We start from the raw sequence: 17,215 nt of genomic DNA, 5'->3' as shown, positions 1-17,215 counted from the left end.
ACAAGAATGGAGGAGAGTTTGAAAAAATGGCAGAGTTAAGACAGATTGCAATTTATGGAAAGGGTGGAATCGGAAAGTCCACAACAACACAGAACCTTACAGCAGGACTGGTTGAAAAGGGACAGAAGGTCATGGTAGTTGGCTGTGACCCTAAGGCAGATTCCACAAGACTTTTACTTGGCGGACTTGCACAGAGAACAGTTCTCGACACTCTTAGAGAAGAGGGTGATGATGTAGATCTTAACAGCATCTTAAAAGAAGGCTTTGGCGGCACAAGATGTGTTGAGTCAGGCGGCCCCGAGCCCGGTGTTGGATGTGCAGGACGCGGAATTATCACATCAATAGGTCTTCTTGAGCAGCTTGGCGCTTACACAGAGGATCTGGATTATGTATTTTATGATGTACTCGGCGATGTAGTTTGTGGTGGTTTCGCAATGCCTATCCGTGAAGGAAAAGCGCAGGAAATCTACATTGTAGCAAGTGGTGAGATGATGGCTCTTTATGCTGCCAACAACATCTCCAAGGGTATCGCAAGATACGCTAAAACAGGCGGTGTAAGACTTGGCGGTATCATCTGTAACAGCAGAAATGTAGACAGAGAGCTGGACCTTCTTCGAGCATTTTCTAAGGAGCTTGGAACAAAGCTTATCTACTTCGTACCTCGTGACAACGTGGTTCAGCACGCAGAGATCAATAAGAAGACTGTAATTGAATATAAACCCGAATCAAATCAGGCACAGGAATACAGAAACCTTGCTGAGGCAGTCATGAACAATAAGGACCTTGTTATTCCTACTCCCATGACACAGGAGAAGCTTGAGGAGATCCTTTCAGAGTTTGGACTTATGGCAGATGATTATCAGATTTAATTTTTGGTTACAACAATTTTTCACATACATATTAAACATTCAGGAGGAAGATTATGAAAAAGAGAAAAGTACTTGCGATTTTATTGACAGCGGTTTTGTCACTGCAGTTAGTGGCATGTGGCAGCAGTGGAAGTGATACAGCTAAGGCCAGCGACAGTGCAAAGGCAGAGGATGCAAATACAGAAGAGGCAGGCTCATCTGAAGGCGGTTCTTCAAACCACATTGTAATCGGCTGCAATATTTCAGTATCAGGTGTTAACGATTATCTTGATGAAGATGATAACCTCACAGGCGCTACAGTTGAGCTTATGAGAGCAATCGATGACAAGCTCGAGGATTATGAGTTTGAGTATGTACCCACATCCTTCGATGATGTATTTGTGGGAATCGAGGCTGGAACCTACCAGGGCGGCGAAGCTAACTGCTTCTTAACAAAAGAGAGAATTGAAAAGTATGCGATTCCAAGTGAAAACATTGGTGCAAGCTACATAGGTCTCCTTGTAAAGAAGGAACTGGGCGATCTTACAAGCTTTGAGGATGTTGCCAACAGACAGAAGAGCGAAGGACTTACCTTCTATTCAATGCAGGCAGGTAACGGACTTACATATCCTGTAGAGGTTTACAACGAGGAGCATCCTGACAATCAGATCGAGTTTGAGTACACATCAGAGAATACCAACAGCGAAGTAAATAACTGGATCATCAATGGCAGATATGATGTAGGTCTTGCACTTTATTCAAACTGGCTTACTAACTATGTTGCTGAGGATGGAGCTTATCACGATGCAGTCGATGATCTTGTTTGGATCCCGATTCAGATAGTTGGTGTTTACAACCTTTTCAACAAGGACAAGGTTGACCAGAAGTTCCTTGATGCTTATGACGCAGCACTTAAGGAGCTCAAAGAGGAAGGCAAGGCACAGGAAATCAGCAAACAGTTCTATGGATATGATCCATTTGAAGAGGATATCAAGGACTTAACAGACAAATAAAAAGGGGTTAGAGGTTAATAACTTATGGCTATCAATTTATCAACCGGAGCACCGGTTATACGTGAGCGCAGACTGAATGCGATACTCAGCTATAACGGAACTGCTTCAGATTTAAATGAAAAATCAAAAAATGCAGAATTAAAATGCTCCGGCAGACGCTATGGTCAGTGTAGTGACTGTCAGGAGGGATGTGCACAGTCAATGGCTTCCTTCGTAAAGGGCGGAGCAGTTGTGGCACATGCACCAATTGGCTGCTTTGCGGCAGGCGACAGTGTCAGAGATAATGCAGGACGCGCCGTTACTGCAGCAAGGAAAAGGGGCGAGTTTTCAAATACCGCTATCTGCACCAATATTCAGGAAAAGGATACCGTATACGGCGGAATGGAAAAACTGAGGAAGGCACTAAGAGAAGCCTACAAGAGACAGAATCCGTCAGTAATTTTCATAACGACCTCCTGTGCATCAGGAATCATCGGTGATGATGTGGAGTCAGTTGCTGAAGAGATGGAAGATGAGCTTGGTGTTCCGATAGTTCCCATCGCCTGCGAGGGCTTTAAGTCAAAGGTCTGGTCCACAGGGTTTGACGCAACCTTCCATGGTATTTTGAAGAAAATTGTGAGAGAGCCCAAAGAGCGCAAGAAGGATGTTGTAAATATCTTTAACTTTGAAGGAACAGATACTTTTACACCTCTCCTTGCAAAGCTGGGACTTAAGACCAACTATGTTGTGCCTCTTGCAACCTATGAGGAACTGGCTAGTCTCTCAGAAGCTACCTGCTCAGCGCAGATCTGTGAGACTCTTGCAACCTATATCGCTCATGGTCTTGAGGAAAAATTCGGGGTGCCTGAGGTAAAAGCACCTGCTCCCTACGGCATTAACTGGACAGATGAATGGCTTCACGAAATTGCGAGACTCACAGATAAGACAGATGTTGTTGAGGATGTGATTGCAACAGAGCATGCAAGAATTGCAGAGGAGCTGGAAGAACTTAAGAAGAAATTTGAAGGAAAAACGGTTTACATTCTTGCAGGCGATGCCTACACCTACAATCTCTCAAATCTTGTAAAGGATTTAGGACTTAAGATCGCAGGTGTTACAGCACTTCACCACGATCAGAAGGCAGATTCCGGAGAAATAAACATCTTAGAGAAACTCGTTGAATCAGCCGGAGACATCCAGAACTTTAACGTATGTAACAAGCAGCCCTACGAGGTGGTGAAAATCTTAAAGAAGGTTAAACCCGATTATCTTATCGTTAGACATCAGGGACTTACAGTACTCGGTTATAAATTGGGAATACCTACAATATTTGAAGGAGATGCAAACTATTCAATCGGATATGACGGAGTTATACGTCTGGGTAACAGATTATGGGAAGCTAATCTGACCAGAAAGTTCAATGAAAACGTTGCCGCACATTCGGAATTTCCTTACACAGACTGGTGGATGAATGAAGTTGATGATCCCTTCTATTTTGAAAAAGGAGGAAAGTAGTCATGAGTTCAATCATAGAAAAGCCAAGATTCTCCTGCGCTCTTGCAGCGCAGCAGACAGTACTGTCAATTCCCGGAGCAGCACCGATAATACATGCAGGACCGGGTTGCGCATCCAAAGCATCAGGTTTTGCGGGAGTTCAGGCAGGACAGCAGGGTGAAGGCTATGCCGGAAGAACCCATGTATCCTGTACAAATGCAGGCGAAAAGGAAGTTGTATTCGGCGGCGAAAAAAATCTTGAAGAACTTGTTGAAGGTGCACTTAAGGTAGTAAAGGCAGACCTTTTCGTAATTCTTTCAGGATGTACCGCGGGAATCATTGGTGATGACAGTGCAGGTGTTGCCGGAAGATTTTTAAGAAACGGCGATCCGGTTGTGGGGGTAGATACCGCCGGCTTTAGAGGGAATAATTACTTCGGACACGAGGTGGTGGTTAAGGCAATCGTTGATCAGTTCGTTGGAAAAGTTGAGCCTTCTGTAGAAAAGGGACTTGTTAATGTCTTTGCTTCGGTACCTTTTCAAGATGCTTACTGGAGAGGCGACCTTGAATATTTAAAGAACATCCTGGAGAAGCTTGGACTTAAGGTGAACGTGTTATTCGGACCTGCATCGGGTGGGGTAGACGAATGGAAGACTATTCCGAACGCGCAGTTTAACCTGCTTGTTGGTCCCTGGGTAGGTCTTTCGATTGTAAAGCATCTTGAGAAAAAGTATGGCACGCCATTTTTACATTATCAGACACTTCCTGTGGGAGCTCAGGAAACAAGTAAGTTCCTAAGAGCAGTTGGAAAGTTCGCAGGTCTTTCGGAAGACGCTGTGGAGCAGGTTGTTAATAAAGAAGAGAAGAGATTCTACGACTACTTTATTTCCTTTACGGACTTCGTTGCAGAGCAGAGAAATATCCTTCCCTATCAGCTTTACGTAGTAGGAGACAGCTTATATTCATCAGGAGTTACATCTTATCTGACTAACGAACTGGGATTTTTGCCGCAGGGAATCTATATCATTGACGACCCGTCCCAGGAGCGCGAAGAGAAGATTAAGGCAGCATTTGATGAGAGTACTGAGAATGTAAGTGAAATCATTAAGTTCGAGGCCGATGGAGGACTTATCACCAGAGACATTGAAGAGAAGATAGGAAGCAGCAAAAAAGCTATTATTTTCGGAAGCTACTGGGAGAACAATATTGCCAAGAAAACAAATAATTATTTTGTTAACCTTAGTCTCCCGATTGCAACAGAGATAATCACATCATCAAGCTATGTCGGCTACGATGGAGGATTAAGGCTTATCGAAAAGATTTACAGCCTTGCCTTTAACAGAGGAAACTTATCATCAAGAACACACGTGGAGTAAATCTATGCGATTTAAATTAAGCACATTTTTTGAATATTTTGTAAAGCTTTTGCCTTATCTTAAAGTGACCTTTACTTATGCAGGGCTTTCGCTGCTTTTCGGAATATTCTTCGGATTTCTGTTTGCTTTTTTCAAGCTGGGAAAGAGCCGCATATTAAGGGGCATAGCCAATGTATATACGGCGGTTTTCCGCTCGATACCACCGGTTGTACTTTTATTCCTGGTATATTACGGGATACCAATGGTGGCTGAGGCGGTGACGGGCAATAACATGGGAAGAAAAGATCCGATTCTTTTCGTTATCATAACAGTGACACTGCTTGCTACCGCATCCCTTACGGAAATCATGAGAAGTGCATACAAATCGGTTGATAAGGGACAGTATGAGGCCGGAGTAAGCATAGGACTTACAGATATTCAGACCTTTTGCAGGATAATCTTTCCGCAGGCACTTCTGTATGCGCTTCCGAGCCTTGGAAATCTGGTGATCTATCTCATTAAGGAAGGTAGCCTTGGCTTTACGATCGGTCTGGTAGATATTTTCGGAAAAGCAAACACGCTGAATCAGAATACCTACAGTAATCACATTCTGGAGATATACATAGCATTGGCTGCCATGTACTGGGTGGTTGCAATTGCATCCGAAAAGCTTCTTAAATTTGCGGAGCAAAGAGTAAAACGAGAACTGGGGAGAACATAATACATGTCACTTAATACCGAATTTATTTACAATACTTTTTTTCTGGTGCTAAAGGGCGTTCCTGTTACATTTAAAATAGTCGGAGTCGTACTTCTGATATCACTCCTCTTTGGATTTTTGTTTGCTGTCATCAGAACTAACAGCAACGGAATCATATCGAAAATTCTGGGAGTATATGTTTCCTTTGCAAGAGGCACGCCGGTTATGGTGCAGATTTACCTGATCTATACAGCTCTGCCGACGGTGCTGGCACCGTATTTTAAGGAAAAAGGAATTGGTTTTGATGTCTACTCAATCAAGGGGATGACCTATGCATATTTCATTTTTTCCTTCGGAATGATTCCCGTTATGAGTGAGATGTTTCGCGGAGCGCTTGGGGCAATTGATAAGGGACAGCTCGAAGCAGCAAAGGCTATAGGCCTTAGCGTGCTTCAGGGCTACAGAAGAATCATTCTTCCACAGGCAATTGTTAATTCTCTTCCTGTTCTGTGCACCAATATCACCGGACTTGTAAAACTTAGTTCTCTGGCATTCGCGGTTTCGGTTTTTGAAATTATGGGAATTGCGAAAACGGAAGGAGCGAAGTTTACCTGCTATGTTGAGGCTTATCTGATCATTGCTGTTTTATATGTTGCTATCAATCTGGGAATCGAGGTGATCTTTAAGGTTATCGAGAAGAGAATCAGGCTATACCATCCGCTGTAGAACCCGGATCAATAATAAACTTTTAAGAGGTGGAATAAATGCTTAAACTTGAGAATGTACACAAAGCCTTTGGGAAAAATCAAATTCTGAAGGGCGTCGATATTGAAGTAAATAAAGGGGATGTCATAGTAATTCTTGGTCCCAGCGGTTCGGGAAAAACCACCTTGCTGCGAAGTATAAATTTCCTGGAGAAGGCGGACAAGGGAAAGCTTACGCTTGATAACAAGACTATGGATATGCATCACTCATCCAGAAAAGATATATCCTACGTGAGAAAAAATACAGCTTTCGTTTTCCAGAACTATTGTCTTTTTAATAATAAGACGGTTTTGCAGAATGTAACGGAAGGTCTTATAGTTGCCAGAAAGGTTCCGAAGAAGGAGGCTGTGGACATTGCCATAAGTGCACTTAAGAAGGTCGGACTTGAGGATAAGCTTGATCTTTATCCGGCACAGCTCTCAGGAGGAATGCAGCAGCGTGTAGGTATAGCTAGGGCCGTTGCAGTTAATCCCAAGGTTATTCTGTTTGATGAGCCGACTTCAGCCCTTGATCCCGAGCTCGTGGGAGAGGTGCTCTCTATAATTAAAAAGCTCGCAAAGGAAGGAACTACCATGATAGTAGTGACACATGAGATGAGCTTTGCAGAGGACGTGGCAAACAAAGTCATTTTCATGTCCGACGGAGTAGTTGTTGAACAGGGTTCACCCAAGGATATCTTCTACAAGCCCAAGGAGGAGAGAACCAAGCAGTTCCTGAAACGAATCCTCCCTGAGTCCGACTATGTGATATAAAAATATGATAAAGATTATGAATAATAGATGAAGGTGGCTGATAATATAATTCTGCCTTCTCCCTCTGGGAGAAGGTGCCCCGAAGGGGCGGATGAGGGGACTAATCATGGCATACAAAATTGCAGTTGCATCGTCCGACGGCATTTATTCCGATCTGGAATTCGGGATGGCAGATCAGTTCTACATATATGACGTTGATGATAATGCAAGAATAAAGTTTAGTGAAATCAGAGAGTGGAAACCTAAGGAGGATGATACACTAAATGAACTTAGGAATCCCACAGTATATAGCGAATTTTGCGGGAATCAGGGGAACAGATGCGGCAAAGGTTCTGAAGAAAAGGTGAAGCTATTGGAGGATTGCCGATGCATCATATGCACCCATATCGGTCCTAAGATGAGTAAACAATTTACTGTTCGGGGAATTTCTATTTTCGATATAGAGGGTGAATTAGAACCGATAATAAAACGTATAGCTGAATATTATAAGTGATGAAAACTGTAGCAGATTGTAACGACACGATCGCTGCAGTTTTTCTTTTGCAGGGTAGATTGTGGTATAGGATATTTTTATATCCAACTAAAAGTTTTGGATATTTTACATCAAGACCCGGGACAATCATAATAAATTTATGAAATGTAATTAGTCAGTACTCGGCATTTTTTAAAATTATGAGGTGTGAATTATGGCAAACATTCTTGCTTTTGGGGATTCAAATACATGGGGACTTATACCGGGAACAAAGGAGAGATATCCCTGGGGGAAAAGATGGACAAGTATTGTTCAGGACAAACTTGATGACGGAAGAATTATAGAGGATGGCCTTTGCGGAAGGACAACCGTTTTTGACGATCAGCTTCGCCCTTTCAGAAAAGGTGCGGAGATACTTCCTCTCAGTATAGAGAGTAATTATCCGCTGGATGCTGCAATCATCATGCTGGGCACAAATGATTGCAAAACAATTTTTCATGCAAATTCACATATTATAGGAAAGGGACTTGAACTTTGCCTTGATGAGCTTGAAAAATATATAGCACCTGAGAAAATACTGGTGGTCTCTCCGATAAAGCTCGGTGAGGAGGTTTACCTTCCCGGGAAGGATCCTGAATTTGATAAGGCCTCCGTTGCTGTCAGCAAAAATCTTAGACAGGAGTATGAGAAAATTGCAAAAAGGCGCGGCAATCAATTCCTTGCAGCTTCCGATTTTGCAACGCCCAGCTCTGTAGATGACGAGCACATGGATGAGAAGGGGCATGAAAAATTATCCGCAGCTATTATTGAAAAACTCGAAGAAATGCAGATAGCTTAACAAAATTACTATGGCTGGTTATTCTGCATATTCTATTGTAGGTATGGCTGCAAGCAGGAATCTGGTGTACTCATGCGCAGGGCTCTTATAAATGCTCTGCGCATCTGCGATTTCACAGATTTTTCCATCCTTCATCACACATACCCTGTCGGATATGAAGTTGACAACAGACAGATCATGACTGATAAAAAGACAGGAAAGCCCCAGCTCTCTTTTGAGTCTTTTTAATAGATTCAGAATCTGAGCCTGCACGGAAACGTCGAGGGCGGACACTGATTCATCGCATATAAGGAGATCGGGGCTAATAGCTATAGCACGTGCAATACCAATACGCTGTTTCTGACCTCCGGAGAATTCGTGAGGGTATTTGTTTGCGGCACTTTCTTTTAGCTCCACCATGTCAAGGAGTTCCAGAACGCGTTCATCAATTTCCTTATTATCTTTACATACATTCCAGATTCTTAGAGGCTCTGCTATGATGTCTCTTACCTTCATACGGGGATCCAGAGAAGAAGCCGGATCCTGAAAAACCATCTGAATTCTCTTGCGGTAAGGCCTGAATGCATTTTCTGAAAGATCACTTACATTTACCCCATCAAAAATAATCTCGCCTGAATCTGGTCTTATAAGGCGCATGAATAGCCTTGCAAGCGTGCTTTTTCCGCAGCCGGATTCCCCGACCAGTGAAAGGGTTTCTCCCTTAAACATGTCAAGATTAAGATCATTAACAACTATGCGCCTCTTTTTTCCGTCTATAGGAAAGCTTTTGGTAAGGCTTTTGGCAGATAAAATAACCTGTTCATTCATTACTTATTAACTCCCCCTTAATTGCAGTATGACAGCTGACAAAATGTCCTTCCGAAATCTTTGTTTCACTTGGACGTTCAAAAAAGCATTTGCGCTCGTCATCGCTGCACCTTAGGCAAAAATCACATCCGACGGTTTCCTTACCAAATTCAGGGATGTTTCCGGGAATCGTTGTAAGATAATCGGGATTGGAATTTATTCTTGGAATAGAAGAGAGCAGTCCTCTTGTGTATGGATGCATCGGATTTTTAAAAAGCTGAGTTACCTGTGCTCTTTCGAGGATTCTTCCCATATACATTACGTACACTTTATCGCATAACGAGGACACCACACCCATATTGTGTGTGATAACAAGAGCACTCATATTACGTGCGGTGCACATTTCTTTTATGAGCTTCAGAATCTGAGCCTGTATTGTGACATCAAGGGCAGTAGTCGGTTCATCTGCTATAAGAAGATTTGGCTCGCAAATCATAGCCATGGCTATCATGACTCTTTGCCGTAGGCCGCCTGAAAGCTGGTGAGGGTAAGCGGAATATCTGCTTTCAGGATCAGGAATTCCAACCTCTTCAAGTATTTTGACAACTTTGCCCCTGGCATCGGCACGGCTTTTTACCAGCTTATGGATTAGCAGAGCTTCCGCAACCTGATCGCCGATTCGCATCAGGGGATTAAGTGATGTCATGGGTTCCTGGAAAACCATTCCCATCTTTGGACCGCACATCTTCCGCAGCTCTTTTTCATTTAACTTTGTAAGCTCGGTCTCAGTGCCATTGGAATCCTTCCAGAGAATACTTCCTGTTACATGAGCGCTATGCGGGAGAATACCCATAATTGACTTTGCTGTCATGCTTTTTCCGCAGCCGGATTCACCGACAAGCCCTACTATCTGACCTCTTGGAATATCTATATCTATTCCTTTTACAATAGGAATTTCTTTTTTATCTTTTCTTACGGAAACAGTAAGGTTTCGCATTTTTAATAAAATATCATCCATAACTGTTCCTCCTCGGATCAAGAATATCCCTTAGCGCATCCCCGAGAAAATTAAATGAAAGCACAAGCAGCATGACCATGCCCGAAGGAGCAAGTGAAAGCCAGGGCATCAGGAAAAGATACTGTCGTGAATAACCTGTCATGAGTCCCAGAGATACTAAAGGCGGCTGAATTCCGATTCCCAAAAAGCTCAGTGTACTTTCTGCAAGAATCGAGGAGGGGATATTCAGAGTAAAAAGAACAATAAGTGTTGGGATTAGATTCGGGATTATGTGACCGAATATTATGCGAAGTCGTCCTGCTCCGATTCCTACAGATGCTTCTATATATTCGTTTTCATAGATTTCCAGTGCAGCTGTTCTTACAACTCTTGTTATGCCGCCCCATTCGATGAGGACCAGCGCGATTACGACAGAGGAGAGGGAACCGCCAAAAGTATACAGGACAACCATTGAAAGAAGCATACCCGGAATTGAGAGCATAATATCTGCCGAACGCATGATGATAAAATCAGTGGCTCCTTTAAACGAAGCTGCGCATACTCCGGCTATGGTTCCAATAAGAACAGCCAGAGAGGTGGGGATGAGTGCTATGAAAAGAGAAATTCGTGTCCCATAGAATATCCTTGTAAAAACATCGCGGCCCAGCTCATCGGTCCCAAAGAGATGGCCATTCCCCGGTGGCATGAGTCTTCCCGCCAGATCCTGAGCTGTCTCATTGTAGTGAGAAAGGAGAGGTGCCAGCGTGGACAGAATCACCACAATCAGTATTATTGCGCCTGATACCAGCACAGTTTTGTTGTGAATAAGTGATTTTTTCATCCTAACCTCAATTTCGGATTAAGTATCGTACCTATGATATCAGCCAGAATACCTCCAACTGCGATAAGAAAAGCTGTGAACAGAACTGTGCCCTGTAATAGGGGCATATCTCTTGTCTGCAGAGCGGTAAGAGCAAGTTTTCCAAGACCGGATATGCTAAACACACTCTCGGTGATAACAGCACCTGATAACATCTCAGCGAGCTGTAGCGCCATCATTGTTATTACCGGAAGAATTGCATTTTTCAGAGCATGGAATACAACAGCTTTTTTGTATACAAGTCCTTTGGCTCTTGCGGTGTCGATGTAGGTCGCACCCAGCTGCTCCATAAGACTGGAACGCGTCAGTCTGGCAACGCTTCCCGCACTGTTCCAGCCAAGTGCAATAGCAGGCAGGATCAGGGAGACGAAGCTTCCGTCATATACAAGAGGAAGAAGCGATAAACGGAAATAGAACATATATTGTAAAAAAAGAGCCACCATGAATACAGGAACAGATATACCGAGGAGAGCGGTTCCGCGGAACAGGTAATCAAGGAACTTCTCGTTATACATAGCGGAGATAACGCCTGAGACAATTCCTATTGTCCATGCAAAGGCGATGGCCAAAAGCGTCAATCTGACAGTATAGGGAAAAGCCTGCAGGATAAGCGATAGCACAGGCTGCTGCATAGTATAGCTTCGCCCTAAATCACCTCTGAAGACTCCTAAAAGATAGGTTAGGAACTGTTCAGGGAGACTTTTATCAAGCCCCATGTTCTGTGTTAGCCTGTCAATATTGGCCTGGCTGACATGTTCATTTAATAAAACGGACACGGGATCGCCGGGTATGATTCTTAGCATAATGAATATCAGTGCGATTACACCAATAAGGACGATAACCACACCAAGTATTCTTCTGGGAAGTTCCTTCAAAACATAGTCTCCTTATTATTTCATAGTAACTTTATCAAAATAGATATCGTTCCATCCTGCCCAGTGGGGACTGAAACTCTCAATACGGTCACTTACTACAAAAAGATGTTTAAGAGAAAACAGCGGCACAAAGGCGGCATCATCCTGAGAGAGTTTTTTCTCAAGGGCTTCGTATTCCTTTAATCTTTCGTTCTCGTCAACGATGGTTTTTGCAGCAGCAACTCTCTCAATTACGGATTCATCACTGTAATTATTGGAGCGAAGCTTTGTATTGTCCTTACTTCCGAAGAAGGTATAGATGATATTGTCAGGATCATTGAAATCAAGAAGCCAAAGTGCAAAGTATGCTGACATTTCGCCGCTGTTTCTAAGATCAAGGTAGCTTGCATGGTCCATGGTATTTATATTGGCACGAATACCTATGCTGTTCAGGTTCTCAGCTATAGCCTGGATAGTATTCTTTACCGAGTCGTTCGCTGTGGAGTCCAGATATAAATCCATATCAAAACCGTCGGCATAGCCTGTATCCGCAAGAAGCTTTTTAGCAGTCTCGGGATCATACTTAAGCCAGCCCTGATTATTGTCACTGTGACCAATACAGCCTGTTGTAAAAATACCATCCTCAAGCTTTCCATCTCCGTCGTATATGGTATTAAGAATAGATTCACGGTCAATGGCCTGGCAGATGGCTTTTCTTACCTGAACATTTCCTAAGGGTTCGATATTCTCGTTTAACATAAGGAAATTTTGTCCGATTCTGTCAGTTGAGACGATTTTATCCTTGTATGTATCTGTCTTATATGTTGATTTTACAATAGCGGAGTCAAGGTACATGCAATCAAGTACATCAAGATCCCCCTTCTGGAAAGCCAGGTTCATGACCTGAGGTTCCATTATCTTCATTTCAACACGCTTGGCTGAGGGCTCAGGTCCCCAGTATTTCGGATTGTATTCAAAGACCAAGCCGCTGCCTCGATTCCATTCTTTTATAATGTAGGGACCTGATCCTATAGTCTTTTCGGGAACCACACCAAAGTCCTCGCCTGCTTCGGCGACAAGCTTTTCGGAATATATAACTGTGGATGGTGTTGATAAAAGTGCGGTGAAACCAGCAAAAGGAGAGATCAGTTTGATAGAGAAATTTTTCTCATCTTCTATAGTGATGCCCCTAAGAGAATGTTCCTTGCCATCAAGTAAATCCTGGGCGCCATCAATTATTATTGCGCAGTCTGTCTGGGCGCTGTCAGGAAGTGTGAGTATACGTTCAAAGGTAAACTTTACATCATGAGATGTCATCGGAGTACCATCTGAAAAGACAATGTCATCTTTTAATGTGAAATGGTAGGTCAGACCATCTTCCGAAATATCATACTTGTCTACAAGACTGTTCACTATTTCAGTGGAACCGTCATCATTCTTTTTCATGGCAAAAAGTGTGTCAAAGACGTTCATGGGCACAATGTAGTCATTGGTTGTCTTATGAGCGTCCATTGTTACGATTTCAGCATTTAGTGCAAGGTGCAGAGTCTTACCATCACTTCCTGATTTTCCGCAGCCGGATAGAACAAGAATCGCTATAAATAAAAATATCCACATATACTTTTTCTTCATTAAAAAGCCTCCTAAGGGTTATTGATATACTGATAATATTTTATCATCTTCGTGTGAGGCACTTATAAATAGAAAATAATCATATTATTAATTCACTATAAATTTGGGGAGTAAAATTGGTGTTTTTATTACAATTTCATTTTGAAAAGATATATGACAAAATAGTAATGGTATGGTTGGAATTGATAAGGAGAGAACATGAAAAATCCCGGTATTGTTTTGTCCCTTATAGTTGTAACAACTGTGTTATCAATGAACGGATGCTCATTCGCAAGAAAATCTGATACTACCCAGGCTTTTAAATTTGAAAACATGTATTTAATGAAAGTCCCGATGAAGGAGAATTCAGGTGTAGAGGTGATTTCCGGCGGTGATTTTGAAAGCTCTATTACCTTTGATAAAAAGGGGTATGAGCCTTATATCGGAAACTGGCGCATGGATGATTTTATCATTGAAGATGGCTATGAGCCCGCTCACAGTCGCAATATGTGGGTTGGAATTACTGACGAGCAGGAGCTTAGCTTTATAGATAATGAGGAGTACAGCGGTTTTCCGTTTATTCTTTCAACATCAAAGATAGGCGATGAGTGCCTGATTGTCGGATACAATGAAGTTCTTGGGCTTACCTGTACAGGAAGACTCTCTGAGTATGACGGCGAACAAAAGCTTATTCTTGAGGTTCAGGAGAAAATGGAAAGCATAGATGATCCCGGACCTTCCTCATGGAAAGGCTCTTTTCACAGTGTGTCTGATGAAGAATGGGCTACTGAATGGTGACTTAGTTTAACACAATATGGGGGTGGATAGTCATGAAGAAGCGTTATCTTTGTTTGTCATGTTTATTGATGTTATGCGTATTGACAGGATGCAGTAGGACTCCAAATATATCCGGGACAGTTGAAAAAAGAAGTGTAACGGGTTCTGAGGACAAGGCTGAAAAAAGCAGCGTTGCTGGTTCTGACAAAGTGCTTAAAAAAGATAGCATGATTGTCGGTGAGGATATTTCAGAAGATGAGATTAACAAGTTCTATTATACGATAGAGAACATCAATTACGATGCATATTATCTGAGGTATCTCTTCTATGTTGAGGACGGGAAGCACATGTTTTTCTTTGAGGAGAGGGAGCGAAAGGATGATTATGGTCCAACTACTGAAGAGGATACGATAGCAGAGGCGGAATTTGAACTTTCTGACGATGAATGGTCGGATTTTGTCGAGACAATTAAGGGCGGACTGGTTAAAGCCAGAGACGATAATCCTGAGGACGGTGGCAGTGGTCCGTGGACCTATCTGTACTGGTCCGAAGATGAGGATAAGTATCAGGAGTATGCCTTCAAATCCCAAGGCGCCCGAAAAGAGTTTGAAACACTATGCGAAGTACTTGCTGAAAAAGGCAGCCCTGAAAAAAAGAAAGAAAAAGAGATTAAAGATTTTAACGCCGCAGCGCATGACGCATTCGAAGAGTTTGCGCAGAGTCAGTTCACGCAGATAAGCAGTATGAAGGAGAGCTTCATTACAGTGCGTGATGACGAGGGTATTTATTATACGGAATATCCACCTCAGCTGTTTGGTTTAGTAAATCACTGTTTTGCAGATATAGACGGTGATGGACAAGATGAGATGATTATTTGCCAGCTCTCGGGTGATGATATTTACGAGAACCTGTGGGTTTCCACATACGAGTATAACGATGAAAACGGAGAGGTTGAAGATACGGCCTTTTATGAATATGGGGAAAACATCCTGGAGTCCGATGATGGTAATACGTTCGTGTTTATGTATGAATATAACGAAAAGCCTGTCATAGCCATTACTACCATGGAATCATATTATACGAGAGCGGATGGGGTGAATCTGGTTTTCAAGGCTCTTACGTATGATGGCGATGGCTTTGAAGAGCTTGGTTCTGACGAATACGCCGGCTCCGATATGGAAGATCCCGGATTTGCGGATACTTTGAAAGAATGCGGAGTGGACATCGAATGGATCGATTTTATCGTGGATGATTTTAAAAAGGTTCAGGAAAAATTATTATCTGTCTGTGACGGTAAACTGATCACAGAGATTATTACTAAGACTGATGACATGGAATACGATGAGGAAGGCTATATTCCGGAAACGATATATCGCCATGTGGAGGTCTGCGGATATGAATAAGAAGTTTGTTATCATTGCAATGGCAGTATTGGCTTTGGTTTCTTTCGCGGCATGTAGGGGTAGTGGCGGACAGATAATGGATAGTAGTCAGGATAATAAATTCGAAGGAACCTGGTATTCGCAGGATGATAGTAATGCGGTTCTTACTATAAAAAACGACGGCATGACATTTAAGGAGGCAGATATTGATAGTTCTGCTTCATTTGAGCCGGAGGCAAAAGAAAACTATGTTTCGCTTTCTGTCACGAGTGAACTGTTTTATCTCTACGAGATAAATTATTATCCGGGTGAAGATAGGATTGAAGCATATACCCAGCCGGAACTTGATGGTGATGGCGGCTATAAGCGCATTGAATTCAGAAGAACCGCATATGGGCCCGGGGATAAGGCAATGCTTGAATATCTGTATGGCGCATGGGAAATCATGGATGATGGGGAACTGATACAGGAACCGGGAATCCGCAGGGATATTCTGTATTTTCCGCTTCCGCAATATAAGACGGTGCGTTTTGTCCGGGCAAACGGTGATAAGAAGACCTTCAACGTCGAGCTTACGGATGTCTTTGATGATACTGTAAAAACAGGTACCTACGACAGGCTAACCTTGTCTGCAAAATTTTCATCCGGAGAATACACATGGGATGAAGTAAGACCGGGACAATCATTCCAGATTCTGATCGCCAATAATCTCGGGATGGATTATCTGATGCTGAGGGAATTGGGAGATGAAAGAACAGGATTTGCAACAGACGGACTTCAATATGAGAGGAGTATGAGCGGCATATGGTTTTTCAAGAGGCCTGATTCGGATACATATGACGGTGAGTATGATACTGAAGGTACTACACCATCTACCGTAGGGAATGAAGAACAGGTACGCCTTAAAGATACTTCTTTTTATGCGATCAAATGGCTGGAGTTTGGTAACAGTTGTACTTTACAGCGCGTTGAAGTTCAGGAGACCAAGGCTGCCCTTGGAAGCAGCTCAGAAGACGCGCTGGGGTATTACCTTCCTGATGATGAGTATGCATATTCTGCTGTGAATTATGAATACAGCGGAATGGAGAATATGGCGCACGGCGGATATTTTGATCCTGCGCTTGTGCAGGTTGTAACAGATGAGAGCGGACAGATCGTTGAGATGTCAAAATATGAATATGCATGGGATGGAATGTACTATGAACATTCGGAGAAAATTTTTCAAAAGTAATTATATTATATTGATTTCTTTTCTGAGTGTTTGTCTTATGGGATGTCCATCTCCCAAAGACGTATCGAACAAGGGGAATACTTTTGATTCACAAATTAATGGAACCGATGGCGGATCATTGGAAAGGCTTGTTTTTGAATTCGGTTCCAGTATGGATATTACCAGGCTTCGTGTAGAGGTGCAACTTCGTGACGGTGAGTACTGGTATTCGACAAATAATAACACATACACGAAGTTAAGCGAGTCACAGAGGCAAAAGTTTTTTAACATGATAGACAAGTATCAGCTTTATTCTTCTAAAGACAATAAAACTGGCGATGTTGAAATCGATGGTTTTAATTACTCACTGGAATATGAGCTTACGGATGGAACCAGGGTGTATGACAGTGGGCAGATTGTCAGTCTTCAGGGCGGCTATTATGTCATGGATGAATTCGACAGCCTTTTCAATATGGGATATCACATCAAGTGAGCGTTTTAA

General features: G+C 42.7%; 18 protein-coding genes. 13 read left to right on the top strand and 5 right to left on the bottom strand.

Annotated features, from left to right (window positions below; genetic code table 11):
- Positions 1-26 precede the first annotated feature (26 nt).
- The 9 genes from nifH (at position 27) to BMW61_RS06165 (ending at position 8,216) form a co-directional block, all read left to right on the top strand.
- Complete coding sequence (gene nifH / locus BMW61_RS06205) at positions 27-869, top strand: nitrogenase iron protein (RefSeq protein ID WP_091820379.1); 843 nt, start codon at positions 27-29, stop codon at positions 867-869.
- A 53-nt stretch (positions 870-922) separates the two neighbouring features.
- The gene (locus BMW61_RS06200; RefSeq protein WP_091820378.1) at positions 923-1,861 is read left to right on the top strand and encodes a transporter substrate-binding domain-containing protein; all 939 of its coding nucleotides are present in this window, start codon (positions 923-925) and stop codon (positions 1,859-1,861) included.
- Positions 1,862-1,885: 24 nt separating this feature from the next.
- Entirely contained in the window at positions 1,886-3,355 is a 1,470-nt protein-coding gene (locus BMW61_RS06195) for a nitrogenase component 1 (protein ID WP_091820376.1), read from the top strand.
- Positions 3,356-3,357: 2 nt separating this feature from the next.
- Positions 3,358-4,710, top strand: a complete 1,353-nt coding sequence (locus BMW61_RS06190) for a nitrogenase component 1 (protein ID WP_091820374.1) — start codon at positions 3,358-3,360, stop codon at positions 4,708-4,710.
- 4 nt (positions 4,711-4,714) lie between these two features.
- Positions 4,715-5,410 (top strand): amino acid ABC transporter permease, encoded by a 696-nt coding sequence (locus BMW61_RS06185; protein WP_022761480.1) that lies wholly within the window; start codon positions 4,715-4,717, stop codon positions 5,408-5,410.
- Positions 5,411-5,413: 3 nt separating this feature from the next.
- Positions 5,414-6,115: an amino acid ABC transporter permease gene (locus tag BMW61_RS06180; protein WP_091820373.1), complete on the top strand. Its 702-nt coding sequence runs from the start codon at positions 5,414-5,416 to the stop codon at positions 6,113-6,115.
- 38 nt (positions 6,116-6,153) lie between these two features.
- Positions 6,154-6,906, top strand: coding sequence for an amino acid ABC transporter ATP-binding protein (locus BMW61_RS06175; protein WP_022761482.1), 753 nt, complete (start codon positions 6,154-6,156; stop codon positions 6,904-6,906).
- 106 nt (positions 6,907-7,012) lie between these two features.
- Positions 7,013-7,399: a NifB/NifX family molybdenum-iron cluster-binding protein gene (locus BMW61_RS06170; RefSeq protein WP_175475111.1), complete on the top strand. Its 387-nt coding sequence runs from the start codon at positions 7,013-7,015 to the stop codon at positions 7,397-7,399.
- Positions 7,400-7,592: 193 nt separating this feature from the next.
- Positions 7,593-8,216: a GDSL-type esterase/lipase family protein gene (locus BMW61_RS06165; RefSeq protein ID WP_091820370.1), complete on the top strand. Its 624-nt coding sequence runs from the start codon at positions 7,593-7,595 to the stop codon at positions 8,214-8,216.
- A gap of 18 nt (positions 8,217-8,234) precedes the next feature.
- Here BMW61_RS06165 and BMW61_RS06160 read toward each other — a convergent pair whose 3' ends face one another.
- From BMW61_RS06160 to BMW61_RS06140, 5 genes are read right to left on the bottom strand one after another with little or no spacing between them, the layout of a single operon-like run.
- Positions 8,235-9,023 (bottom strand): ATP-binding cassette domain-containing protein, encoded by a 789-nt coding sequence (locus BMW61_RS06160; RefSeq protein WP_049946067.1) that lies wholly within the window; start codon positions 9,021-9,023, stop codon positions 8,235-8,237.
- Positions 9,016-10,020, bottom strand: coding sequence for an ABC transporter ATP-binding protein (locus BMW61_RS06155; RefSeq protein ID WP_091820369.1), 1,005 nt, complete (start codon positions 10,018-10,020; stop codon positions 9,016-9,018). Before BMW61_RS06155 ends, BMW61_RS06160 begins: the two co-directional genes overlap by 8 nt.
- Positions 10,013-10,840 (bottom strand): ABC transporter permease, encoded by an 828-nt coding sequence (locus BMW61_RS06150; RefSeq protein WP_022761487.1) that lies wholly within the window; start codon positions 10,838-10,840, stop codon positions 10,013-10,015. Before BMW61_RS06150 ends, BMW61_RS06155 begins: the two co-directional genes overlap by 8 nt.
- Positions 10,837-11,754 carry an ABC transporter permease gene (locus BMW61_RS06145; RefSeq protein ID WP_242876650.1) on the bottom strand — a complete coding sequence of 306 codons (918 nt, stop codon included), beginning with the start codon at positions 11,752-11,754 and terminating at the stop codon, positions 10,837-10,839. Before BMW61_RS06145 ends, BMW61_RS06150 begins: the two co-directional genes overlap by 4 nt.
- 15 nt (positions 11,755-11,769) lie before the next feature.
- Positions 11,770-13,365 carry an ABC transporter substrate-binding protein gene (locus tag BMW61_RS06140; protein WP_091820368.1) on the bottom strand — a complete coding sequence of 532 codons (1,596 nt, stop codon included), beginning with the start codon at positions 13,363-13,365 and terminating at the stop codon, positions 11,770-11,772.
- Between the two features lie 198 nt (positions 13,366-13,563).
- Here BMW61_RS06140 and BMW61_RS06135 point away from each other — a divergent pair, with 198 nt between their 5' ends.
- From BMW61_RS06135 to BMW61_RS06120, 4 genes are read left to right on the top strand one after another with little or no spacing between them, the layout of a single operon-like run.
- Complete coding sequence (locus tag BMW61_RS06135; RefSeq protein WP_091820366.1) at positions 13,564-14,142, top strand: hypothetical protein; 579 nt, start codon at positions 13,564-13,566, stop codon at positions 14,140-14,142.
- Between the two features lie 32 nt (positions 14,143-14,174).
- Positions 14,175-15,524 (top strand): hypothetical protein, encoded by a 1,350-nt coding sequence (locus tag BMW61_RS06130; protein ID WP_091820364.1) that lies wholly within the window; start codon positions 14,175-14,177, stop codon positions 15,522-15,524.
- A complete protein-coding gene (locus BMW61_RS06125) occupies positions 15,517-16,734 on the top strand; it encodes a hypothetical protein (RefSeq protein ID WP_091820363.1) in 1,218 nt (405 codons plus the stop codon). Before BMW61_RS06130 ends, BMW61_RS06125 begins: the two co-directional genes overlap by 8 nt.
- A gap of 37 nt (positions 16,735-16,771) precedes the next feature.
- Positions 16,772-17,206, top strand: a complete 435-nt coding sequence (locus tag BMW61_RS06120; RefSeq protein WP_091820361.1) for a hypothetical protein — start codon at positions 16,772-16,774, stop codon at positions 17,204-17,206.
- The last annotated feature ends 9 nt before the right edge of the window (positions 17,207-17,215 follow it).

Source organism: Butyrivibrio sp. ob235 (assembly GCF_900109475.1).
Taxonomy (GTDB): domain Bacteria; phylum Bacillota; class Clostridia; order Lachnospirales; family Lachnospiraceae; genus Butyrivibrio.
This window is presented reverse-complemented; position numbering and strand designations above follow the sequence as displayed.